The organism is Pararhizobium sp., assembly GCF_965279435.1.
Lineage (GTDB): Bacteria > Pseudomonadota > Alphaproteobacteria > Rhizobiales > Rhizobiaceae > Pararhizobium.
In genome coordinates this window covers 4203880-4226383 of the sequence record NZ_CBDIHY010000003.1, presented here as the reverse complement: position 1 = coordinate 4226383, position 22504 = coordinate 4203880, and the positions used below count along the sequence as shown (strand labels likewise).

General features: G+C 60.6%; 20 protein-coding genes. 3 read left to right on the top strand and 17 right to left on the bottom strand.

Annotated elements, in window-relative coordinates:
• Window positions 1-60 precede the first annotated feature (60 nt).
• Genes pcaG through pcaD form a run of 4 tightly spaced genes read right to left on the bottom strand, consistent with a single transcriptional unit; the run spans window position 61 to window position 2643 of the window.
• Window positions 61-675: a protocatechuate 3,4-dioxygenase subunit alpha gene (gene pcaG, locus ACQY8Q_RS26190; RefSeq protein ID WP_428429439.1), complete on the bottom strand. Its 615-nt coding sequence runs from the start codon at window positions 673-675 to the stop codon at window positions 61-63.
• On the bottom strand, window positions 675-1424 hold the full coding sequence (pcaH, locus tag ACQY8Q_RS26185) for a protocatechuate 3,4-dioxygenase subunit beta (protein WP_428429438.1): 750 nt from the start codon (window positions 1422-1424) through the stop codon (window positions 675-677). The genes pcaG and pcaH overlap by 1 nt, the downstream gene beginning before the upstream one ends.
• A 9-nt stretch (window positions 1425-1433) precedes the next feature.
• Window positions 1434-1838: a 4-carboxymuconolactone decarboxylase gene (pcaC, locus tag ACQY8Q_RS26180; protein WP_428429436.1), complete on the bottom strand. Its 405-nt coding sequence runs from the start codon at window positions 1836-1838 to the stop codon at window positions 1434-1436.
• Window positions 1831-2643 carry a 3-oxoadipate enol-lactonase gene (gene pcaD / locus ACQY8Q_RS26175; RefSeq protein ID WP_428429435.1) on the bottom strand — a complete coding sequence of 271 codons (813 nt, stop codon included), beginning with the start codon at window positions 2641-2643 and terminating at the stop codon, window positions 1831-1833. Before pcaD ends, pcaC begins: the two co-directional genes overlap by 8 nt.
• A gap of 94 nt (window positions 2644-2737) precedes the next feature.
• On the opposite strand from pcaD, the gene pcaQ reads away from it, so the two are divergent.
• On the top strand, window positions 2738-3676 hold the full coding sequence (gene pcaQ / locus ACQY8Q_RS26170) for a pca operon transcription factor PcaQ (protein WP_428429434.1): 939 nt from the start codon (window positions 2738-2740) through the stop codon (window positions 3674-3676).
• A 120-nt stretch (window positions 3677-3796) separates the two neighbouring features.
• Window positions 3797-5770, top strand: a complete 1974-nt coding sequence (locus tag ACQY8Q_RS26165; protein ID WP_428429432.1) for an adenylate/guanylate cyclase domain-containing protein — start codon at window positions 3797-3799, stop codon at window positions 5768-5770.
• 3 nt (window positions 5771-5773) lie between these two features.
• Here the strand turns inward: ACQY8Q_RS26165 and ACQY8Q_RS26160 are convergent, their stop codons facing one another.
• Entirely contained in the window at window positions 5774-6430 is a 657-nt protein-coding gene (locus ACQY8Q_RS26160) for a sulfite oxidase-like oxidoreductase (protein ID WP_428429431.1), read from the bottom strand.
• A gap of 163 nt (window positions 6431-6593) precedes the next feature.
• Window positions 6594-8381 carry an APC family permease gene (locus tag ACQY8Q_RS26155; protein ID WP_428429429.1) on the bottom strand — a complete coding sequence of 596 codons (1788 nt, stop codon included), beginning with the start codon at window positions 8379-8381 and terminating at the stop codon, window positions 6594-6596.
• Window positions 8382-8672: 291 nt separating this feature from the next.
• On the opposite strand from ACQY8Q_RS26155, the gene ACQY8Q_RS26150 reads away from it, so the two are divergent.
• The gene (locus ACQY8Q_RS26150; RefSeq protein WP_428429427.1) at window positions 8673-11042 is read left to right on the top strand and encodes a DUF1989 domain-containing protein; all 2370 of its coding nucleotides are present in this window, start codon (window positions 8673-8675) and stop codon (window positions 11040-11042) included.
• Window positions 11043-11074: 32 nt separating this feature from the next.
• Here ACQY8Q_RS26150 and ACQY8Q_RS26145 read toward each other — a convergent pair whose 3' ends face one another.
• The 11 genes from ACQY8Q_RS26145 to ACQY8Q_RS26095 form a co-directional block, all read right to left on the bottom strand.
• Window positions 11075-11668: a PAS domain-containing protein gene (locus tag ACQY8Q_RS26145; protein WP_428429426.1), complete on the bottom strand. Its 594-nt coding sequence runs from the start codon at window positions 11666-11668 to the stop codon at window positions 11075-11077.
• A gap of 131 nt (window positions 11669-11799) precedes the next feature.
• Window positions 11800-13137: an NAD(P)-binding domain-containing protein gene (locus tag ACQY8Q_RS26140; protein WP_428429424.1), complete on the bottom strand. Its 1338-nt coding sequence runs from the start codon at window positions 13135-13137 to the stop codon at window positions 11800-11802.
• 219 nt (window positions 13138-13356) lie between these two features.
• Window positions 13357-14397 carry a heme-dependent oxidative N-demethylase family protein gene (locus ACQY8Q_RS26135; RefSeq protein ID WP_428429423.1) on the bottom strand — a complete coding sequence of 347 codons (1041 nt, stop codon included), beginning with the start codon at window positions 14395-14397 and terminating at the stop codon, window positions 13357-13359.
• 17 nt (window positions 14398-14414) lie between these two features.
• A complete protein-coding gene (locus ACQY8Q_RS26130; protein WP_428429422.1) occupies window positions 14415-15380 on the bottom strand; it encodes a PDR/VanB family oxidoreductase in 966 nt (321 codons plus the stop codon).
• Window positions 15377-15982 (bottom strand): dimethylamine monooxygenase subunit DmmA family protein, encoded by a 606-nt coding sequence (locus tag ACQY8Q_RS26125; RefSeq protein WP_428429421.1) that lies wholly within the window; start codon window positions 15980-15982, stop codon window positions 15377-15379. The genes ACQY8Q_RS26130 and ACQY8Q_RS26125 overlap by 4 nt, the downstream gene beginning before the upstream one ends.
• Window positions 15983-15992: 10 nt before the next feature.
• Entirely contained in the window at window positions 15993-17126 is a 1134-nt protein-coding gene (locus ACQY8Q_RS26120; protein ID WP_428429420.1) for an aminomethyltransferase family protein, read from the bottom strand.
• Between the two features lie 263 nt (window positions 17127-17389).
• Complete coding sequence (locus ACQY8Q_RS26115; RefSeq protein ID WP_428429419.1) at window positions 17390-17626, bottom strand: DUF982 domain-containing protein; 237 nt, start codon at window positions 17624-17626, stop codon at window positions 17390-17392.
• Between the two features lie 119 nt (window positions 17627-17745).
• Window positions 17746-17982 (bottom strand): hypothetical protein, encoded by a 237-nt coding sequence (locus tag ACQY8Q_RS26110; protein WP_428429417.1) that lies wholly within the window; start codon window positions 17980-17982, stop codon window positions 17746-17748.
• A 10-nt stretch (window positions 17983-17992) separates the two neighbouring features.
• Window positions 17993-19213, bottom strand: coding sequence for an aminomethyltransferase family protein (locus ACQY8Q_RS26105; RefSeq protein ID WP_428429416.1), 1221 nt, complete (start codon window positions 19211-19213; stop codon window positions 17993-17995).
• Window positions 19210-20808 (bottom strand): phytoene desaturase family protein, encoded by a 1599-nt coding sequence (locus tag ACQY8Q_RS26100; RefSeq protein ID WP_428429415.1) that lies wholly within the window; start codon window positions 20806-20808, stop codon window positions 19210-19212. Before ACQY8Q_RS26100 ends, ACQY8Q_RS26105 begins: the two co-directional genes overlap by 4 nt.
• Window positions 20795-22414: a phytoene desaturase family protein gene (locus tag ACQY8Q_RS26095; protein WP_428429414.1), complete on the bottom strand. Its 1620-nt coding sequence runs from the start codon at window positions 22412-22414 to the stop codon at window positions 20795-20797. Before ACQY8Q_RS26095 ends, ACQY8Q_RS26100 begins: the two co-directional genes overlap by 14 nt.
• Window positions 22415-22504 lie beyond the last annotated feature (90 nt).

Here is a 22504-nt window from a genome sequence, read left to right as displayed (position 1 = left end):
AGCGCGCAATTTCTAAAATGATCCACCAAATGCCAACAGAATGACTTTATCAGCAGCCTGCTAGATGTCGAGGAACACGGTTTCCTTTTCACCCTGCAGATGGATATCGAACGTATAGACCGATCCGTCGCGTGGCGCGACCAGGGTTGTGACGCGGTGGCGGTGTTCGATACGGGCAAGCAGCGGGTCTTCGGCGTTGGCTTCCGGCTCGTCGCCAAAATACATGCGGGTATGCAGGCCGATATTGATGCCGCGGGCGACGATCCAGAACGTGATATGCGGGGCCATCTTGCGCCCGTCCTTGTAGGGCGCGCGGCCGGGCTTGATGGTCTCGAACGTGAAGATGCCGTCCTCAGTGCCGGTCGGGCAGCGGCCCCAGCCGGTGAAATTCGGGTCGGCGGTACCGCGCAGGTCCGACGGGCTGTTGTAGAGGCCGGCGGCATCAGCCTGCCAGATTTCGACGAGCGCATCCTTCAGCGGCACACCGGCACCGTCGATCACCCGGCCGCGCACTGTGATGCGTTCGCCGAGCGTCCGGTCGTTGACCATGGTGGTGCCGAGGTCGGTTTCGTAGACGCCGGTAATGCCGGCGAAATTCGGGGTGCAGCCGATATGGACGTAAGGACCGGCCGTCTGCGACGGCGATTCCTTCCGGTAGCCGAGATCTTGGACCATCAATTGCCCTCCATCCGGTTTTCAAACAGCGTCGAACGGCGGCCGCGCAGGACGATGTCGAATTTGTAGGCGCGTGCATCCATCGGAATGGTGTTGGCCCAGTCCAGCGGGGCGATCAACTGTTCGATGGCACTCCTGTCTGGGATGGTGGTGACGATCGGACACTTCCAGATCATCGGATCACCTTCGAAATACATCTGGGTGATCAGCCGTTGCGCAAAACCGTGGCCGAAGATCGAGAAGTGGATATGGGCCGGGCGCCAGTCGTTGACGCCGTTCGGCCAGGGATAGGCGCCGGGCCGGATGGTGCGGAAGCGGTAGCTGCCGTCCTCATCGGTGATCGTGCGGCCGCAGCCGCCGAAATTGGGGTCGAGTGCGGCGAGATAGCTTTCCTTCTTGTGGCGGTAGCGCCCACCGGCATTGGCCTGCCAGAATTCAAGCAGCGCGCCCGTAACAGGCTTGCCGCGCTCGTCGAGCACGCGGCCGTGGACGATGATGCGCTCGCCGATGGCGCTTTCGCCGGGCTGGGCGAAATTGTGGATCAGGTCATTGTCCAGTTCGCCGAGCAGGGAATGGCCGAAGACCGGGCCGGTGATCTCGGAAATCGTGCCGTCGAGCGACAGCAACGCCTTTTGCGGTGAGCGCAGCACCGAGGTTTTGTAGCCCGGCGTCAGGGCAGGGGCATGCCAGGCGCGGTCACGCTGGAAGAATGCACCGGTCTCAGGCTTCTTGTTGGAAAGATCAGACATCGTTTCGCCTCATGCCGCTTGTTCGGCGTCCATCTGTTCGAAAACCTGCTTGGCAATCTTGATCGCCCGGTTGGCGGCGGGAACACCGGCATAGATCGCCACATGCAGCAGCGCTTCGCCGATATCCTCGCGGCTGGCGCCGGTATTGGCGGTGGCGCGTACATGCATCGCCACTTCCTCGTCATGGCCAAGCGCGGCCAGCAGGGCGATGGTGACCATCGAGCGCTCGCGTTTCGTCCAGGTCGGCCGCGACCAGAGGTTCCCCCAGGCGGCCTCGGTGATCAACTCCTGAAACGGCTGATCGAAATCGGTGGTCGCCGACTGTGCCCTATCGACGTGACGGTCGCCCAGCACAGCGCGGCGGGTGGCCAGGCCCTGACGGTAACGTTCGGTGGGAACTGCGGCGTCACTCATGGGCTTTTTCTCCAGACAGGATGGTATCGATGAAGGCGCGCAGCACGGCGGTCAGCATTTCCGGCTGTTCGACGCAGGGGATATGGCCGGCATCCTTGATAACTTCGTAATGCGCGCCGGGAATGAGCTTGGCCGTCGACAGGACGAGATCGGGCGTCGTCGAGCCATCCTGATCGCCGACGACGCAAATGGTCGGAACGGCGATACGTTTGGCTGCTTCGGTAAAATCGGCATCACGGATGGCAGCGCAGGTGCCGATGTAACCGGTTACCGGCTGGCGGATCAGCATGTTACGATAGCCGTGCAAGGCGTTGTTTTCCGGCCGGCGGAAGGCGGGTGTGAACCAGCGTTCGAGAATGCTGTCGGTAATACTACCGATGCCGTTCTGTTCGATGGCGGCGATGCGGGTGTTCCAGAACTCCGCCGTGCCGATCTTGTGGGCGGTGTCGCAGAGCGCCAGCGCCCGCACGAGGTCGGGCCGGGCAGCATAGAGGCCCTGCGCAATCAGGCCGCCGACCGACAGGCCACAGATGATTGACTGCTTGACCGATAGCAGATCGAGCAGTCCGGCGAGATCGGCGACGTGCAGGTCCATCGAATACGGCATGTCGCCGACATCGGAGAGGCCATGGCCACGCTTGTCGTAGAGAACCATGGCAAAGTCGCCGGCGAAACGGACGATCACATCGCGCCAGATGCGGAAATCGGTGCCGAGGGAATTGGCAAAGACCAGCACCGGCTTGTCATTGGCAGCACCAATGACCTGATAGTGAAGCGTGGCGTCGTTGATGCGGGCAAACTGCACGGAAATTCTCCTCGGGAAACAGATTGGAACTTTAATCTGGTTCGGTAAAATGACATTTTATTGCCTATCATTAACTCCAGAGTTATGAGTTGCCATGATCGACGCTCGTGTGAAATTCCGCCATTTGCAGACCTTTGTCGAGGTCGCCCGCCAGAAGAGCGTGATGAAGGCGGCCGACCTGCTGCATGTCAGCCAGCCGGCGGTGACCAAGACCATCCGTGAACTGGAAGAGGTTCTCGGTGTTGCCGTCTTCGAGCGGGACGGCCGCGGCATCAAGATCACCCGCTATGGCGAGGCTTTTCTGCGGCATGCGGGGGCGGCGCTGACGGCGCTACGCCAAGGGCTGGATTCTGTCTCGCAGGTGCGCTCCGGCGATGGACCACCGGTCAGGATCGGTGCGCTTCCAACGGTTTCCACCCGGATCATGCCGCAGGCCATGGCGAATTTCCTCAAGGAGGAAACCGGCAGCCGGATCAAGATCGTCACCGGCGAAAATGCCGTGCTTCTGGAACAGCTGCGGGTTGGGGATCTTGATCTGGTCGTCGGCCGGCTTGCAGCGCCTGAGCAGATGACCGGGTTTTCCTTCGAGCACCTCTATTCCGAGCAGGTCGTCTTCGTTGTGCGCAGCGGTCACCCGCTGCTGTCGGCCAAACAGTCGGTGTTCGATAATCTCGGCGTCTATCCGGTGCTGATGCCGACACGCGCGTCGATCATCCGGCCGTTTGTCGAGCGGTTCCTGATCACCAACGGTATTGCCAGCCTGCCCAACCAGATCGAGACCGTGTCCGATTCCTTCGGGAGGGCTTTCGTGCGGGCGAGTGATGCCATCTGGATTATTTCGGCTGGTGTCGTGGCTGGTGATATCGAGGACGGAATGCTGGCAGCCCTGCCGATCGATACCAGCGAGACCAAGGGACCCGTCGGGCTGACGATGCGGGCCAATGCTATTCCCTCAATGCCGCTGGCGATCCTGATGCAGACGATCCGGGAGGCTGCTGCCGAGGTTTCGGCTGCTCCGGCCGAGCGCCGGTAGGCCACACTCAGGCTGCCTGCAGCTTCATGGTTTTCCTGTACGAAATTACCACCGGCTGCTAGTCTTCATTCAACTCCAAGTTTTGGATTTTATTGGCGTATTAGGGGTCAGAGGCAAAGCATGTCGGAAGTAACGGGTGGGCCTGCCGCAAAAGGCAGGCCGACAGTCTGGACCAAGCCGCTGAGATCGCTTCTGGGGCTTGCGATGGCGGCTTTGCTGATCGCCGTTTCCGGGACGTTGATCAGTCTGGGCTATGTGCGGGCGCGCGACGCGGCGCTGATCAATGCTGAGGCTGACATGCGGGCCTTTTCCGAACGCCTGATCGATCGATTGGCGATTCTGTCCGGACGGACGACGGCGCTGGTGGGGTTCACCGCCTCGATCGCCAACTCCTTGCTGGTGCCGCCGCCCGAGCGGATGAACGACAAGATCAAGCTGCTGCGCGAGATCATCGCCCAGTCTTCCAATCTCGATGGCATCTATGCTGGTTATCCCGATGGAGCCTTCATTCAGGCTGTCGACCTCAGCGCGCCTGCGTGGCGCACCGCCCTCAATGCACCGGATGCGGCGGAAATCGCTGTTCGTTCGATGCAGGTGGAGCCGACCGGGGACCGCAGCAACCGGCTGATCTTTCTCGACAAGGACGGCAATCAGATGCTGGAACGGCGTCTTATGCCAACGGGGTTCGATCCGAGGAAACGTCCCTGGTACCAGGCTGCAGTCAACGGCACGATGCCAGCCGCAATCGGTCCCTATACGATGGTGACGACCGGCGCGCTGGGCATGAGCATTTCCCAGGCACATAGCGGCAATGGCGGCATCGTCATCGGTGCCGATATCGACCTTGGCACGATTACCGATTTCATTGCGCGTGAACGCCTGACCACCGACACCGTCGCCTTCGTGATGGACGCGGCGGGCCAGCCGATCATGCATTCGGATCGCGGTCTGATGGCCCGGATGACGGCGCGAAAGGAGAAGGGGGAGCTGGATGTTTCAAGGCCCGTCGATCCGCTGCTTTCCGGCATCAAGGCCAATCTTCCAACCGGCAACGGGGTGAGTTTCGCCGATATCGAGGGCCGCACCTATATCATCATGGCGACATCGGTAAAATCGGTGCTGCTGCTTGCAGGACACCGGACCGTGGTGGCAGCTCCGCTCGACGAATTGACGGCCACCGCCAATCGCAATCTCTATCAGGGACTTGCCATCGCCGCAGCCATTGTCATCCTCGGCCTGCTTGCAGCGCTGTTCATGGCCCGGCTGATCACGCAATCGCTGAGCCGGTTGACCGCCAGCGCCAACCGGCTGCAGGATCTCGACTTTACGGCGCCAAGCCACGTGTCCTCGCATGTCACCGAGATATCGACGCTTGGCCGGGCGATGAACCGCGCGCGCGATGCGATCTTCACGTTCGCGCTCTATGTGCCGAAGGAATTGGTGCGCAAGGGCATTGAATCCGGGCAGTTTGCGGGCAGGGGCGCGCGGCGGCAGGAGGTGACGGCCTGGTTTACCGATATCTACGATTTCACGACGCTGAGCGAGCAGCGGACGCCGGAAGAGGTCGTGGCGCTGCTGTCGGACTATTTTGACATCTTCAATGAGACCGTCGGTGCGCATGGTGGCGAGATCATCCAGTTTCTCGGAGACTCGGTGTTCGCCATGTGGAACGCACCGGTTGCCGATGAGCATCACGCGGAAAATGCCTGTCGCTGCGCGCTTGCGGTGGAGAGAAAACTCAAGGTGTTCAACGCCAATCTGAAGGCGCAGGGGCTGCCGGAATTGCGTACACGCTTTGGCATTCATACGGGCACGGCAGTTGTCGGCAGCGTCGGGGCGAGGGAGCGGCTGCAATATACCGCGATGGGCGACACGGTAAACGTGGCTTCCCGTCTCGAAGGCATGAACAAGGTTTATGGCACGGCGATTCTTGCCAGCAGCGCCGTGGTGGCGTTGTGTGGCGACGCAATTGCCTTTCGTTCGCTTGGGGAGGCACAAGTCAAGGGCCGCGCGACTGCGCTGCAGCTGTTCGAGGTTGTCGGCGAAAAGACGGAAGCGGACTGTCCGCAGACGCAAGCTGCGGTACAAACCTGACGATCAGTCGTTCGAGTAGCGTTGCTCGCGCCAGGGATCGCCGAGCATGTGATAGCCGTTCTTTTCCCAGAAACCGGCCTGATCGCCGACAAGGAATTCGATGCGGCGCAGCCATTTGGCGCTTTTCCAGAAATAGAGATGCGGGATGACGAGGCGCATCGGGCCGCCATGGTCGCGCGTCAATGGTTCGCCCTCCCATGCCGTTGCGAGAATTCCGTCTTCCGAGGCGAAATCGGCGAGCGGCAGGTTGGTGGTGTAGCCGTCATAGCTGGTCAGCATGACGAAATTGGCCTCTGGTCTCGGCATGACAAGATCGAGCAGATCATGGGGCGAAACGCCCCGCCAGCGATTGTCGTAGCGCGACCATGTCGTCACGCAATGGATGTCCGACAGTTTGCGGCTTTGCGGCAGCCGGTGGAACGCATCCCAGTCGAGTTTGACGGGATTTTCGACGCCGCCGACGATCTGCAGTGTCCACTCCGCCTGCTGGATACGCGGTTGCTGGCCAAGATCAAGCACCGGCCAGTTGGTGACCAGATGTTGACCCGGTGGCAGGCGGTCGGTTTCCGGGCGATAGATTTTTCCCGTCAGGAACTTGCCCTGTTCGGCCCAGCGGCGTTTGGACAGCGTCAGTTTCGTTTCCGGGCTTTCGTCGGTCATGATGGGAACTCGCTGCTTGTAACTTGCCTGTGGGCGGGCAGCCGAATTACAGGTTTAATTGGCGGATGTGTCAAGGCATCCTGCAAAGCCAGCCATATCTCTTAAATGAACAGGGCCGCACACCTTTCGATGCGCGGCCCTGTCTCATCTTACTCCGATCTGATCAGACCGGCAGCTGGAAGTAGGCGTTCGCCGCAAGCACGACGGCGAGGCCGCCGGCGAGTGCCACGTAGGGCAGGATACCGGCTTTCTTGACGCCGAGGTCCTGGCCGACGAGGCCCAGATCTTCCATTGCGCCTGCCGGGAATTTTCCGCCGTCGCGCACATAGTGGCGATAGGCAAAGACCGGCAGGATGAGGGCGGCGAAGATGAAGCCGACCCAGAGCGCGTTGGAATAACCCCAGACCTTGGCGCCGGCACCAAGGAACAGCGCGTTGACGAAGGCAAGAACGGTGTTGAGGCCGATCAGCCAGGTCGGTGCCTTCCAGGGGCGCTGGATGTGGCTGGAGTCCATCCGGTGGATCCAGCCGGCGTTGAGATTGAGGAAGTTGAAGATGATGTAGCCGACATTGGAGACGGCCAGCACGAAGAAGTAACCGGCGACGTCGGAGGCGATGGCGAGCAGGATCAGGTTGAAGGCGAAGTCGGTCCACATGGCGCGGGTGGGTGCGCCGTGTTCGTTGACGTGATCGAGGTATTTCGGCAGCCAGCCGTCCTTCGAGCCCTGGTACAGGGTGCGCGACGAACCGGCCATAGCCGTCATGATGGCGAGGAACAGCGCCATGATCATCAGGATCACCAGCAGCTGGGTAACGATCCGGCCGCCATGGACGAGGCTTGCCAAAGCTTCCGCAACACCCGTTCCATCAACGATGCCGGGTGCGAGCATGCCGGCATGGCCGAGAACGCCCTGGAAGGTGAAGGGGATGAGGAAGAAGAACAGGCAGCAGAGCAGGCCGGAATAGAAGATGGCCTTGAAGGTATCGGTCTTCGGGTTCTTCAGTTCGCGGGTGTAGCAGACAGCTGTTTCAAAGCCGTAGGTCGACCAGGCAGCGATATAGAGGCCGCCGAGGAACAGCGTCCAGCCGCCATTGCTCCACACACCGTCAATGCCGGAATAACCGGCGGTCGGCGGAACCAGATTGGTGATGTTGGCGCTGTCGATCTGGCCGGAGAAGATCGGATAGAGGCCGATGATCAGCAGCGGCAGCAGAACGATGATGGCGAGCCATTTCTGGACGCTCGCCGTTCCCTGGATGCCGCGATGCTGGATGGCAAAGATCACCAGCATCAGGATGCCGCCGATGACGAAGGTGGCGTTGAGATTGGCCTTGGCGAGGAAAGGAATGTCGAAGGTGATCAGCGACCAGCTGCGGATTTCCGGCGTCAGTGCCGCGATGGCATCGGTCGACAGGAGAGCGGAAATCGCATCCTGTGGCGCCTTTCCGGCATTGGCCGCAAGCCATTCCGCGACGCGCGGGCTTTCGGCCGTTAGTGTGGCCATATTGGCGTTGATCCATTCCATCACCGCCGGGCTGTCCGCACCGGGAATGGGGAACAGGGCGTTCAGAATATAGCCCGCCGCGATCGCGCAGCCGAGCGACAGCACCGGCGACCATGCGAACCAGTTGCACCACACAGACAATGGCGCGATGAATTTCGAATAGCGCAGCCACGCGGTGGCGCCGTAGATCGACGCGCCGCCGGATTTGTTGCCGAACATGCCGGCAATTTCAGCGTAGGTGAAGGACTGTAAAAAGCCCATCGTCATGGAAATGATCCAGACCACGAAGGCGAGCTTGCCTGTCGTGCCTGCAATGCCGCCGATGGAAAACAATACCAGCGGCGGTACGCCGGCAGCGACCCAGAATGCCCCTTTCCAGTCCAGCGCGCGGATCAGGCCGGTGCTGGGCGCAGCGGTCGACCCGTCGGTCTCAACGATAGATGCCATAAACAGTCTCCTCGACCAGTTTTGTCTTGAAGCGCGTTGCCGCGCGTTCCCTTTGGGATGGTTTTCGCTGCGGCTTCTTCGCTGGATGGGCCTGCGTTTTCGCAGTGTCACCACCTGTTCCCGTTTGAATTTCGCGACCGCAACTTATCTTCATAGTGAATTTTTTTTCTTCTCGGTCAAGTCTCTCTTTACTTTCCAAGGGCTCCCATAGGATAGTTTGGCCATATTGCCGGTGCATAACGTGGCGCTTATAGATCGCTGGACCGACTGTGCCTTCGGGTGGGAGCTGAGATGACTGATTCCGGACGATTTGCCGGCACCTTGATGCCGCCGCGGCCCAGCACGATTCTGCGGCCGGGCATTCCGGCGCTTGCCCCCGGCGTCGAGCGTTACCGCGTCAAGGGACGCGGCGCGACGGTCATCAAGGTGATGGCTGGCGACCGGATCAGCATCAAGGATATCGAGGGTGGACAGCTTTGCGAGGTCAGCTTCATCGATGCTGGGGGGCGGTTCAATGCGGCCGGGCTTGGCGTCGGGTTTTCACGGGCCGCTCTTGGATTACAGGAGATACTTGCCCGCGATGAGGACAGTGCGCGGAGAACGCTGTCTGCCTTGAAACGGCGCAACGTCGATCCGGCTGGAGCCCAAGTGCTGGTATTGTTCGGTGAAAGTTCGTCGCCGGGCGCTTCGGCCGAACTGACGATTGCGCTCGACGGTTTGATGATTGTCGCAGCACCCGCGCCACCAATGGATGCAGAAGTACAGAATACCGCGACTGCGCTCGAACTGCGGGTGACCCGCTCCCGAATTGAACGCACCTACGAGGAAATGCTGCCCGAACCAATGGCCGATCCCGTGCAGGATCTGCGCATCAAGGCGGCGAGGGCTTCGGCCTATTTCGTGCGGGCCGGCGAGTTCATTCAGGTTATCGACGTTTCAGGACGGCAATGCACCGATTTCCAGGCGTTTTCGGCCCGCAAGGTCGACAAGGGGCTGGATCTGGCGCTCGATGCGACGGTGACGCGCACGCTTCTTGGGCGCAGCTATCCGACGCCCGGCCTGCCGTCGAAGGCTTTCGACCGCGATTTCGAGCCGCTTGTGGAGATCGTTCAGGATACGGTTGGGCGCCATGATGCGTTCGCCACCGCCTGCAATTCGCGTTATTACGACGACATGGGTTATCCGGGGCATGTCAATTGCACCGATAACTTCAACGATGCGCTGGCGCCCTATGGGATCGCGCCGCGTAAGGGCTGGGAAGCGCTCAACTATTTCTACAACACCAATGTCGATCACCAGAACCAGCTCTATCTCGATGAGCCCTGGTCGCGGCCGGGCGATTATGTGCTGATGCGGGCGCTGACCGATCTCGTCTGCGTCTCGTCGTCCTGCCCCGACGATATCGATGCAGCCAATGCCTGGAACCCGACCGACATTCATGTCCGTACCTATTCGGACAAGGAAAAATTCTCGCGCGCCGTCGCCATCCGAATGACCCCTGATGCAGAGCCCGAAATGACCCAGGAAACCGCCTTCCATCCACGCCTGTCGGCACTGACGCGCAATCATACCGAATATCGCGGCTACTGGTTGCCGAACCGCTTCAACAATGAGGGGCCGATCGAGGAATACTGGGCCTGCCGGGAAAAGGCGGTGGTGATGGACCTGTCGCCGCTCAGGAAATTCGAAGTGACCGGGCCGGACGCCGAGGCGCTGCTGCAATATTGCGTCACCCGCGATATCCGCAAACTGTCGCCGGGGCAGGTGGTTTATACGGCGATGTGCTACGAGAATGGCGGCATGATCGACGACGGCACGGTGTTCCGGCTGGGCGAGAACAATTTCCGCTGGATCGGCGGCGACGATGTCAGCGGCATCTGGCTGCGTGAGCAGGCGGAAAAGATGGGCTACAAGGCCTGGGTGCGCTCCTCCACCGACCAGATGCACAACCTCGCTGTTCAGGGGCCGAACAGCCGCGAGATCATCAAGGAAATCATCTGGACAGCGCCATCGCAGCCGTCGATCGGCGAGCTGGAATGGTTCCGTTTCGCCGTTGGCCGCATCGGCCATTTCGAAGGTGCGCCGGTCGTTGTTTCGCGCACCGGCTATACCGGCGAACTCGGCTACGAAATCTTCTGTCATCCGAAGGACGCACTCACCGTGTTCGATGCTGTCTGGGAGGCAGGCCAAAAACATGGGCTGAAGCCGATGGGGCTGGAAGCACTCGACATGGTGCGCATCGAGGCCGGTCTGGTGTTTGCGCATTATGACTTCTCCGACCAGACCGACCCGTTCGAGGCCGGTATCGGCTTTACCGTGCCGCTGAAATCAAAGACCGAGGATTTCATCGGCCGCGACGCACTGATCAAGCGCAAGGAAAACCCGCGCTACAAACTGGTCGGGCTCGATATCGATGCCAATGATGCCGTCGGCCACGGTGACACCGTGCATATCGGCCGCGCCCAGGTCGGCGTCGTCACCAGCGCGACGCGCTCGCCGCTTTTGAAGAAGACGATCGCGCTGGCGCGGATGGATGTATTGCATTCGGAAATCGGTACGGAAGTGGAGATCGGCAAGCTCGATGGCCAGCAGAAGCGGCTGCCGGCGCGGATCGTGCCGTTTGCGCATTACGATCCGCAGAAGCTGAAGCCGCGGTCGTGACGACACAGCTTCGACAGCTGTAGATCCCAAGCCTATTTGCCCTGTGCAGTCGCGATCTGCCGCGCGACCGCTTCGGAATCGTTGGCAAGGGTGCGCATTTCCGAGGCAAGCACGGCGAAGCCGGCGCCGGCTGTTCCGGCCCGGGCGGCTTCGATGCCGGCGTTGACGGCAAGCAGTTTCAGGTAGCGCAGGGAATGGAGGATTTCGGCTGTTCGAGAGGCTGTGGCGCGCATGTCGGCGGTCTGTTCGTCGATGCGCTGGTAGAGGGATTCGATATTGACGATGCTGCCTTCGAGATAGAGCAGTTCGCCGTTTTCATCCCAGACACCACCGCCGGTTTCCGTCACCCAGACGAAATGACCGCTGTTGTGGCGGATGCGGTATTCGAGCGTCCAATCGGTGCGGCTTTCCAGCGCCTTTCCGACCACCGCGTCCATGGCGGGCACGTCGTCTTCGCACATGATCGAGGTGACGGTGCGCACACGGTTGCCGACGATCTCGTCCATCCGGTAGCCGAAGATCCGCTGGATGCCGTCGGTCATGTCGAGCATCGTATAGTGCTCGTCAGCCCGGCACCGGTAGAGAAATCCATTCATGCGGCCGAGAACGCTGCTCAGAAAGTCCATGGCTAATCCGATGATGGCTGGAGGGCGAGCGGGGAGGTTATTGATATGTCTTGGAAATGTGTGGGCTAGTTGAAATTGCTGCGCCGAAGCCCATTGCATTGGCCTTCGGCTATGTCATCAGCGAGATGCGATCAGTTCTTCAGGTAGACTTCCAGCGTATCGTCCATCGCTTCCAGCCATGGCGTATGGTGCTTGGGCGCCATCGTGCCAGTCATCAGCGATTTGTAGGCGTTGTCGCGGAAGCCCATGATGTTTTCGCCCTTGTGGTGCTCCCATTCCATGAAGGTCTGGTTGGTGCCCTCGACGTCGAACTTTGGATAATCGGTGTCTGCAAGCAATTCGATGACGTAATCGCCCTGGAACCAGATCATCTGTTCGGCATCTTCAAGCGTTTCCTCGCGGGTGCGCCATGTGTCGAAATGCGCCTTCATGTCCTCCTTTGAGGGCAGCTTGATGCGGTTCATGATGACGTCGCGGGCGAACCAGGCCTGGGCGTCAAACATGTTGAACGTGTAGAACTGGTCCTGCATGCCGATATACATCAGCTGCGGATTGTCCTCGTAAACCACGCCCTTGTAGAGATTGTCGGACCAGAGCCGGTTGGCGGTCTTCAGGCGCAGGTCGTCGGGCAGGAACGGAAAGTGGTGGAGATAGCCGGTGCACAGGATCAGCGCGTCGACTTCCTTGGTCGATCCGTCGGCGAAATGCGCCGTCTTGTTGACGAGCTTCTGCAACAGCGGCCGCTCCTCGAAACGCTCCGGCCATTTGAAGCCCATCGGCTTGGACCGGTAGGTGGTGGTCACCGATTTGGCGCCGTATTTCCAGCATTGCGAGCCGATGTCCTCGGCCGAATAGCTGCGGCCGACGATCAGCACGTTCTTGTCCTTGAATTCCAGTGCATCGCGGAAATCATGGGCATGCAGGACGCGGCCGCCAAAGGTTTTGACGCCTTCAAAATAGGGGACGTGGGGTGTCGAGAAATGACCGGAGGCGACGACGACATAATCGAAGATCTCGTCATACATGACGTCGTTGACGCGGTCGTGGGCGGTAACAGTGAAGGTCTTGGATTCCTCATCGAAGCGGACCATGCGTACCGGGGTCGAGAATCGCACCCATTTGCGCACGTCTGCCTTTTCGACCCGGCCCTTGATATAGTCCCAGAGTACGGCGCGGGGCGGGTAGGAGCCGATCGGCTTGCCAAAGTGTTCCTCGAAGGAATAGTCGGCGAATTCCAGGCATTCCTTCGGTCCGTTCGACCAGAGGTAACGGTACATGCTGCCATGGACGGGTTCGCCGTATTCGTCGAGCCCAGTGCGCCAGGTGTAGTTCCACAGCCCACCCCAGTCGGCCTGTTTTTCGAAGCAGACCACTTCGGGGATATCAGCGCCCTTCTGGGCGGCGGACTGGAAGGCTCTCAATTGAGCGAGGCCCGAGGGTCCCGCGCCGATCACGGCTACTCTGGTCATGTCTGTCTGTTCCCTTTGTTTTCAGACGCATTTTTGGCGCCCTTGTCTTGATATTCGTTCGACCGCTTTTCTCTCCCTCATCCTCGCCCTTGTGGCGGGGATCCAGCAGCGGCACGTCTGCGCCGCTAGAAGACTCTTTTCACGCGACGGACGTCGCGTGGCTGGATTCCTGTGGCAAGCACGGGAATGACGGAGCCAGAGGATTGCCCTGACCACGTCTCAATCTGGATAAATCCCCGCACTCGTGGGCGCCCCGTCATCGTATTTCGCCAGCCAGTCAATCATGATCGGGCGGTTGCGGGTCAGGCCCTTGTAGTCGATGATCTCAGGCGGCAGACTTTGCAGTACGCGTGGCAGGCGGCGGGCCCATTTGGGGACGGTCACCAGTTCGTCGAGGCTGATCAGGTAGCAGCGGATAACGAAGAGGATGGCGTTGGAGCGCGGCAGGCGCCACAGGCTCTGCAGTTCGACGCGCAGGTGCATCTTCTCGCCCACATTCTCCGGCGTCACGGTCAGGCGGTCGGGGCCCCATTTGTGATAGTTTTCCGGTGAGGTATCGAGCCTCGGATTGACGGTCATCGTCCAGTTGAGGCGGCGGGTTGGCTTACCCTGCTGCAGGTTGAGCAGGAATTTCAGCGCCCGGTCGAACACGCCAATCTGGTGGGCGAGCGGCACCGGGCCATGCCATTCCATGAAGTTCATGCCGATATCGAAATCGAGCGACCAGTCGGCCTGGGTGGTCACCATCCCGGCGTCCATCCAGAGATTGTTGTCGCGCTGATCGACGATGCAGAAATCACCCTGGGCCTGGCGGGTGATGTATTCCATCGGCGGATAGGGCAGGGTGGAGGGATCGCCGAAGGTGAAGGTGTCGTCGATACCCATCGGCCGGTTGATCCAGCGCCAGCGGTCGCCGTCCTTTGTCAGAGTAAAGTGCTCGGGATAGTCCTGGGCCTGATGCTCCATCAGCAGTTCCAGCACATCCCATTGCGCCGCCATCATATGCGGCAGCGCCTGGCAGCGCAGCGGATCGTCCTTCAGAACCATCGCCCGGTCCTGCATCTCGGCGACATAATGCTCGTCAACGTCGATCAGGTTTTCAAAAACGCTATCGGCCTTGCCGCGAGTATGCGGCTCCATATTGACCGAATACATGTATTCGTCGCGGTCGAAGGGAAAGGGAAAGCGCCTGATATTGGTGAGGCTGTTGCGGAAGGTGAAGTCGTCGCGGAACGTTTCGCTCCTGAACGTGATGGTCATCTGTCGGCCCTCCGGTGCTAGAGTTGAAGAACGAGTTGCTGGCCCTTGAACCGCGAGACGCAGATCATGACCTTCTTGCCGGACGCTTTTTCCTCGTCCGACAGGTAGATGTCGTTGTGCTCCAGCGTGCCGTCACAGGACGACACCTCGGTCTCGCACTGGCCACAGGCGCCGCCGCGGCACATGTAGGGGGCGTCGCAGCCATGGGCCTCGGCTGCTTCCAGAATGCTCTGGTGCTCGCCGACGGTCATGTGGATATTGGATTTTTCGAGGAAGACCTGGAACGGCAGGCCGGCGGGCGGCGCAAGGAAGCGCTCCGAATGCAGGTTTTCCTTCGGCCATCCGGCTTTGAGCGCCGTCATCAGCACGCCATCGATCATGCCGGCCGGGCCGCAAACATAGAGATGTGTGCCGAGCGGCTGGTTGTCGGCGATCCCGGCGACGGGGATATAGGTCTTTTCCTCGTCGACATAGATCTTGATGCGGCGCGGGCCGTAGCGGTCCAGCAATTGCTGCCAGTAAGCCCCGTGCGTGCGCGAGCGAATGGCATAGTGCAGTTCAAAGGCGATATTGTCGCGGCTGAACTGTTCCATCATGGCGATGAACGGGGTGATGCCGATGCCGCCGGCAATCAGGATATGCTTTCGGCCGCGATGGTCCGGCGCGAACAGATTGACCGGCTGGCTGACGGTCAGCCGGTCACCGGGGCGGACCTGCTCGTGCATGAAGATCGAGCCGCCGCGGGAGTTCGGGACCCTGAGAACGCTGATTTCATAGGCGCTGTTGTCGTCGGGATTGGACATCAGCGAGTAGGGATTGCGGCGCAAAAGGCCATTGTCGTTCATCGAGACGACGACATGGGCGCCGCCGGAAAAGAAAGGCATAGGGTGGCCATCCAGCCGCTCGAAGCGGAAGCGTTTGACCAGATCGGTCACCTGCGTCACCGCTGCGACCCGGACGGGCATGTCGGTATTGAGGCTCACGGGAACATCTCCTCAGGGGCAGGCGCTGTACCCGGTTCTTCTGCATCGATGTTGACGCCCTGGAAGGCGCCGAGACGTCTGGAATAATGATCGCGCACCAACAGAGGAAGTCCGCAATGGGTGCAGGCAAAGGGGCTGGTCGTCACATTGTCTGTGATGCCCTTGCAGTGTACGCATTGCACCCGGCGCGCTGTCGAGCCACGATGCTCGGTGTGGATCGAGTTGAAATCGATACCGAATTCCAGCGCTACCTGCATGATCTGGCCGATGAAACCCTCGGTGCCGGCAATGGAGAGCCGCGTTCCCATACGGGCCTGCTCAAGACAGGCGCGCAGACGAAAGAGAAGCGGCTGAAGCGTCGGCGCCTGCCAGAAAATATCGGGCGAGAGCGCCGAAAGCGCGATGTCGTAGGCTTTGGGGGCCGCGCCCGCCGCCAGATAGAGGATTTCCGACTTTGACAGGAAGTCGTTGCCCTTGGCCTCGACATGATCGATCAGGGCCTGGGCCCCTTCGCCTTCGAGGACGAAGAGGTGGCGCTTTGCGTGGGGATCGACGTCGAGCCCCTTATATTCCGGCCTGCTTTTGATCCCTTGTACGAGCATGCCGATATCCTCAGCCTTGCGCCGTCCGTTTCGTCTTCTTCGGATCGTCGAAGGTGATCGTGTGGGCGATGGCCGGTGCGTTGACGGTCTTGCCCTTCACTTCGAGCTTGGTGCCCTGCACGGCATAGGGAACCTCGACGCGCATGATCGCCATCGAGCGGTTGGTGAGCTTGGAATAGGAGGGGCAGGTGATGACACCGACCTTCTTGTCGCCATCCCAGACCTCGTCGCCGAGATCGGCCGGGCCGTCAGATTCGACCAGCAGGCCAAAAATCTTGAAGCGTTCCTTGCCCTTGAGGCGGGCGTGTTCTTCAGCGCCGCGAAAGCCGGTCTTGCCGGGGCTGACGGTGAAATCGAGGCCGAGTTCCCACAGGCTGTCGCCGGGGTGCTCGTTGGCGAAGGGATACATCTGCGAATTGTCGTAAGGGTAGAACAGCAGATAACTTTCGACGCGCAGCATGTCTAGAACGCTGAAGCAGACGGGGATGATGCCCATCGCCTTGCCTTCGTCGACGATCCGATCCCAGACCATACCTGCATCCTGGCCGCGCACGAAGATTTCATAGCCGCGTTCGCCGGTATAGCCGGTGCGCGAGATCATCACCGGGGCGCCAAACAAAGTCGTCTGCATATGATGGAAATATTTGAGGTCGCGAATGCCGGGCACGTATTTTTCGAGATAATCGACGGCAAGCGGCCCCTGCAGCGAGAGGTCGTGCAGGTCGTCGTCGAACAGCACGGCACAATTGCGGCCCTGCGCCTGCTTGACGATTTCCTCGAAGCCGGAGCCCGAGCCATGCACCAGCATCCAGGAGTTCGGGCCGGTGCGATAGACGATACAGTCATCGGTGAAATGACCGCGATCGTTGAGCATGCAGGCATAGACCGACTTGCCGGGATAGACCTTGGTCATGTCGCGGGTGGTGATGTATTCCAGGACGGCAATCGCATGCGGGCCAACGAGATGCACTTTCTTCAGACCGGAGACGTCCATGATGCCGGCCTTGGTGCGCACGGCGATGTGTTCTTCGGAGATATCCTTGTCGTAGGTCCAGGCGGTTCCCATGCCGCTCCAGTCCTCAAGGTTGGATCCCAGTGCCCGATGCCGATCGCCCAAGGCGGAGAAACGCCAGCTAAGTGCCATGATTTGTTCCCTTATTTATTTCACTCTGTGGAAATAATTATTCCTGAGTATATTCGCGTTTTTGGGAACGGCAAGCCCGGGATGTGGATTTCTAGCCGGAAAGTGCGGTGTCGCGGATGGTGAAAACCATGCCGCATTTGTGCTTTGGTGGGCATTCAACGCCGGGCAGGCGGCATTTTCAAGTGGGAAATACTGGAGGGGAGCCGAAAACAAAAATGCCCGGATCGAAGGTCCGGGCATCGGCGTGGCTTGGGACAGAAGAATCAGGCGAGCACGCCTTCTTCCTTCATGGCAGCGGTAAACGAAGCCCAGGCTTTCTGCGGGCTGCGGATGCCATCGAGGGCGTCGAGGCAATGTTGCAGGGCGCGCCGATAGGCAAGGCCACGCTTGCCCGGCCAGTGGCGCAGGAACTCGACGGCATCCCATGCGGTGGCGATGATGTTTTCCTGGCTCTGCTTGATGATCACTCTGACGGGGGTTGGAAAGCGTTTGTAGCTCACGTCGTCCTCATGCTGCTTCTTGAAATTGCAGCACTGGAACGTCCGAGATTCGAGAAGGTTCCGGCACAGGTTTCATTTCGGAATCTGCTTGTGAAACGATGTTCTGATGCGGCCGGAGATTAGCGTCTGTCCAATACCTGCTTTACCCATTCCGCCCCGATCTGCCATCGCCGCAGGACATCCAGAGGGTCCTCGGCATCGAGCCGCGAACAGATGCGGTAGACCTCCAGTACCTCTGCGCTCATCTCTCCCTGATGATAAAAGAAAGTGGCTGCGGCATAGCGGGTGCGGCCGGACCATTCGATGCCCGGCGGCGTTTTGATCAACTCCCAGTTCTGGCGCGTTTCGTCGTCCATATCTTAACCGTCAGAACAGGCCGGGCGGGGAGGCGGCGCGGCGGTCGAGCTTGATGAACGGGCGCGGCACGATGCGGGCGCGTTTCATCATCTTCTGGTATTGCAGCTCGCGCAACGCGTAGATTTCCACCCAGAGGTCTTCGGTGAGGCGCGTGCCGTAGGGCCGCGTCAGGCTGGCGATGGCGATGTTGCGCTTGGCAAGCGGCGACCAGATCGCGGCGCTGACGAGACCTGCCTCTTGCTTTTTCCGGTGATAGACGATTGCCCCGTCACCCGGAATATTGCCTTCAATTTCAAGGCCGACGAGCACATGCTTCAGAGTTTGATTCCGCCTAGCTTCAAGTATCGCTTTACGTCCGTTGAAGTTCGGCTTTTCCGCATCGACCAGCCAGTCCAGTCCGATTTCGTCGGGCATGCGGGCGCGATCGGCGCGCAGCGCAGTCTCGGCCGTCATGAAATCGGCATTGGCGACGATGAAGCCGGCTTCGATGCGGGCGCGGTTGAGCGCGGCGTAACCGATGGAGCGGATGCCATGAAGCTGACCGGCCACCCAGAGGCGATCCCAGAGGCTGAGTGCTGCTTCGGCCGGGACGAACAGTTCGTAGCCGAGATCACCGGTGAAGCCGGTGCGCGAGACGGTGACCGAGCCGCCTTCATGGGGGAAATCTGCAAGCTGAAAGGGTTTTAGCCGTTCGATGCCGTCGAAGCCGGCTTTGGAGAGCACGGCAAACGATGTCGGACCCTGCAAGGCAAGGCCAGCGATTTGCATGGTCTCTTCTTCAATCCCGACATCGAATCCGATGCCGCTGTCGAGGAGCCAGGGCAGGTGGCGTTCCTGGCAGCAGAGACGGAACGTGTCAGGCGCGAGCCGGAACAAGGTGCCATCGTCGAGAACATGACCGTGGTCGTCGCACCAGGCGGTGTAATGGACGCGGCCGGTGCCGAGCTTGGCGACGTTGCGGACGGTCAGGCGGTTGAGATAGCGCTCCGCGTCGGGTCCGGCGATGCGGTATTTGACCATCGGCGAGATATCGAAAAGCGCCGCCGTCGAGCGGATGGCGAAATATTCGAGTTCCTCGTCGAAGACCGAATGCGGCGCCTTGTAGCCAGCCCAGGTGTACCAGTCGCTGGTTTCGCTGAGTGTGGCGATACGTGGATGAAACGGGGTCTCGAAGCGCGGCGTGGTGATGTGGCTTTGCAGGGCGCGACGGGTGTTGATCTCCAGCATCATGCTCTGTCTCCCGAAAGAATGTGGCGCGCGGCGAGAAGCCCCGGCAGGCCGGAAATGCCGCCGCCCGGATGCGAACCGGCGCTGGCCAGATAGAGACCGGACAATGGGGTCGCGTAACCGGCGGCGGCATTGAGGGGGCGGTTGACCAGCAGCTGATCGGCCTGCAGCTCGCCATGATGCCAGTGGCCGCCCGGCAGATGGTAATGGGTTTCCATGTCGGCTGGTGTCATCAGGTTGCTGGCGATAATACTCTTGCTCAAGCCCGGCGCGTAGCCCTCGAGTGTTTCGAGGATGATCTTTTCGAAGGCCACCTTGCCGTTTGCCCAGCCGCCCTTGAGGTCGTAGGGCGCGAACTCGACCAAAGCCGAAAGCGTCGCGCCACCGGAAGGTGCGAGCGCTGGATCGGTGAGGCTTGGCAAAGTGATCTCCATCACCGGATCGGGGGAGAATTCGCCGTATTTGGCCGGGTTGAAGGCATTTTCGACATGGGCGATGGAGCGGGCGATGACCAATCTGCCACGATGATCGTCCGCCGCGACGCCGGTGAACGTTGGCGGCTTGTCGAGCGCCAGATCAAGCTTTGCGACATTGCCTTTCGAACGGATATTGCTGACGGCCCGGACGAAGCCGGTGTCGAGTTCGGCGGTATCGCAGAGTGTCAGAAACGTCGCCTGCGGATGGATGGCGGAGACGATGACGGGTGCGTTCAGCTGCTCGCCGGTGCCGAGGATGACGCCGGTTGCCGTGCCGCGGTCAGCGGTAATGCGTGTGACATGGACGCCGGTACGGACGGAAACCCCGGCGGCGGTTGCTGCTTTTTCGAAAGCCGGGGCAAGTGTGTTCATGCCGCCTTGCGGTACGTATTGCGCACCGGTCTTGCCATCGGTTTCGCCGGTCAGGCGATAATAGAGGCCGAGAAGCGAGGTTGGTGAGCGCGGCCCGAGATGAATGCCAAGCGTGGCGTCAAAGGCGACGAGGCCCTTGAGGCGGTCGTCGCTCAGATATTCGTCGGCGACATCGGCGACATTCATCAGCAGCATGCGCAGGAAGTCGCGGCCTTCTTCACGGCCCTTGGTGATGAGGCTGAGGCCTGCTCCGGCAAAAGTACTGAGGTCGCGCATCCCGACCTTGCCGATCTCCGGCGGTCGGCGCTTCAGGAAACGCTTGAGAATGCTGGCCTGAAACATCAGCTTCTTGCGCATGGCAGCAAAGGCCTTGGCCTCTTCCGGGCTGACGCCCTCGATGGTTTCGCCATAGGCGCCGCGCAAGACGGCATGCTTGCCATCCGGGGAGAGTGCGACAGTTGGCAGTGGCGCGCCGGACGTGGTGCTGGCGTTGAGCTTCAGCAGCTTGGCCACCTCCGGATCGAGCCGGTTGACGATATGGGCAAGACCGGCGGAGTGGTAGCCGGGGTGGAATTCGAAACCGCGCATCGCGCCGCCGGTACTGGCTGCGGCTTCGAGAACGACCACCTTGCGGCCGTTCTGTGCAAGCAGCGTCGCGGCCGTCAGGCCGTTATGGCCGCCGCCAATGACGATGGCGTCGAAGTCTGCGGCGTCGAGGTTGGTCGTCCGGGCGAGATCAGATGACGTCATGGGCCGGGCTCATTTCAGCGGGTTTCAGTTTCAGGTCGCGCAGGATTTCAGCGGCGGCATTGCGGCCGGGCGCCCCCATGACGCCGCCGCCGGGATGGGTGGAGGAGCCGCAGAGATAAAGACCGGGCACCGGCGTACGGTATTGCGCGTAACCGGGCACCGGGCGGTTGAACAGCAGCTGGTCGAAGGTCAGCTCGCCTTGGAAGATATTGCCTTCGGTGAGGCCCACTTGCGCCTCGATCTCGCGCGGCGTGCGCACTTCCATGTGCAGGATACGGTCGCGGAAGCCGGGGGAGTAATCGGCGATCTGGCTGACGACGGTATCGGCAAAGGCATCGCGATCGGCATCGGTCCAGTCGCGGCCTTCCAGTTGCGGCGGGCAATATTGCACGAAACAGCTCATGAAATGCTTGCCCGGCGGTGCCATGGTCGGATCGAGCGTGGTGGGAATGACCATATCGACGAAGGGATCGGCGGAATAGCGGCCAGCCTTCCAGTCGTCATAGGCGCGCTCCATCCGTTCCATCGAATCGGTAAAATGCAGGTCGCCGCGAATGCAGGAGGAATTCTTCGGCAGTGCGGGGAATTCCGGGAGGCTATCGAGCGCGATGTTGAGCTTGCCGGACGAGCCGCGCATCTTGAAATGCTTGACCCGGTGGACGAAGGTTTCGGGCAGGGCGTCTTCCTCGACCAGCTTGAGGAAGGTGCGCTTGACGTCGGCATTCGAGACCACGAGATTGCCGCGCACTTCCTCGCCATCGGCAAGGACGACGCCGGTGGCGCGGCCGCTGCGGGTCATGACCCGTGCCACATCGGCGCCGGTGCGGATCGTGCCGCCCGACGCCTTGAAGGACGAGGCGAGCGCCTGCGTCACCGCGCCCATGCCGCCGCGGGCATAACCCCAGGCGCCGACGGAGCCATCCACCTCGCCCATGTAGTGATGCAGCAGCACGTAAGCGGTGCCGGGCGACATCGGTCCAAGGGCCGTGCCGATGATGCCGGACAGAGCCAGATAGGCCTTGATGACGTCGGTCTCGAAATATTCATCAAGAAAATCGGAGATCGACATGGTCCAGAACCGCAACGTCTGCGCCATGTCATGGGCGGAAAACTCGCCGAATTTCTTGCCGAGATAGAGAAGTTCGGAAATGTCACGCGGCTTGAACGAGAAGGGATCAGGGGCGGTGCGCATCAACAGCGGCTGGATGAATCGGCACTGGCGGGTGACGTCACGGGCGTAGCGGTCATAGGCTTCAGCATCGCGCTTGGAATAGCGGGCGAATTCGCGGCGGTGGCTGTCGTGGTCACGGTAGGATGCGATGTAGTCGCCATCGCGGGTGAACACCGCGCCGCCTTCATAGGCGATGACCTGCAGGCCGTGCTTGGGAAGTTCGAGATCGCGCATAATTTCCGGGCGGAACAGCGAGCAGACATAGGAACAGTTGGAATAGAGAAAGCCCGGTGTCAGCTCGCGGCTGGTGGCAGCACCGCCGACCCAGTCGTTCTTTTCCAGCACAAGCACGTCAAGCCCGGCGCGCTGCAGGTAGCACGCTGCGACCAGGCCGTTATGGCCGCCTCCGATCATCACCACATCGTATTTTTTCATGCAGCCTGTCTCCCTCATTGCGAAAAATCTGGCATGAAAAGCAGAATGTTGTCCAGTTATATTGAATGAATATTCAGCAAGTATGTTGCA

Excerpts from the sequence above, each read along its gene's own strand:
- pcaG (WP_428429439.1), bottom strand. The coding sequence starts at position 675 with ATGGTCCAAGATCTCGGCTACCGGAAGGAATCGCCGTCGCAGACGGCC.
- pcaH (WP_428429438.1), bottom strand. The coding sequence starts at position 1,424 with ATGTCTGATCTTTCCAACAAGAAGCCTGAGACCGGTGCATTCTTCCAG.
- pcaC (WP_428429436.1), bottom strand. The coding sequence starts at position 1,838 with ATGAGTGACGCCGCAGTTCCCACCGAACGTTACCGTCAGGGCCTGGCC.
- pcaQ (WP_428429434.1), top strand. The coding sequence starts at position 2,738 with ATGATCGACGCTCGTGTGAAATTCCGCCATTTGCAGACCTTTGTCGAG.
- ACQY8Q_RS26165 (WP_428429432.1), top strand. The coding sequence starts at position 3,797 with ATGTCGGAAGTAACGGGTGGGCCTGCCGCAAAAGGCAGGCCGACAGTC.
- ACQY8Q_RS26160 (WP_428429431.1), bottom strand. The coding sequence starts at position 6,430 with ATGACCGACGAAAGCCCGGAAACGAAACTGACGCTGTCCAAACGCCGC.
- ACQY8Q_RS26155 (WP_428429429.1), bottom strand. The coding sequence starts at position 8,381 with ATGGCATCTATCGTTGAGACCGACGGGTCGACCGCTGCGCCCAGCACC.
- ACQY8Q_RS26150 (WP_428429427.1), top strand. The coding sequence starts at position 8,673 with ATGACTGATTCCGGACGATTTGCCGGCACCTTGATGCCGCCGCGGCCC.
- ACQY8Q_RS26145 (WP_428429426.1), bottom strand. The coding sequence starts at position 11,668 with ATGGACTTTCTGAGCAGCGTTCTCGGCCGCATGAATGGATTTCTCTAC.
- ACQY8Q_RS26140 (WP_428429424.1), bottom strand. The coding sequence starts at position 13,137 with ATGACCAGAGTAGCCGTGATCGGCGCGGGACCCTCGGGCCTCGCTCAA.
- ACQY8Q_RS26135 (WP_428429423.1), bottom strand. The coding sequence starts at position 14,397 with ATGACCATCACGTTCAGGAGCGAAACGTTCCGCGACGACTTCACCTTC.
- ACQY8Q_RS26125 (WP_428429421.1), bottom strand. The coding sequence starts at position 15,982 with ATGCTCGTACAAGGGATCAAAAGCAGGCCGGAATATAAGGGGCTCGAC.
- ACQY8Q_RS26120 (WP_428429420.1), bottom strand. The coding sequence starts at position 17,126 with ATGGCACTTAGCTGGCGTTTCTCCGCCTTGGGCGATCGGCATCGGGCA.
- ACQY8Q_RS26110 (WP_428429417.1), bottom strand. The coding sequence starts at position 17,982 with ATGGACGACGAAACGCGCCAGAACTGGGAGTTGATCAAAACGCCGCCG.
- ACQY8Q_RS26105 (WP_428429416.1), bottom strand. The coding sequence starts at position 19,213 with ATGATGCTGGAGATCAACACCCGTCGCGCCCTGCAAAGCCACATCACC.
- ACQY8Q_RS26100 (WP_428429415.1), bottom strand. The coding sequence starts at position 20,808 with ATGACGTCATCTGATCTCGCCCGGACGACCAACCTCGACGCCGCAGAC.
- ACQY8Q_RS26095 (WP_428429414.1), bottom strand. The coding sequence starts at position 22,414 with ATGAAAAAATACGATGTGGTGATGATCGGAGGCGGCCATAACGGCCTG.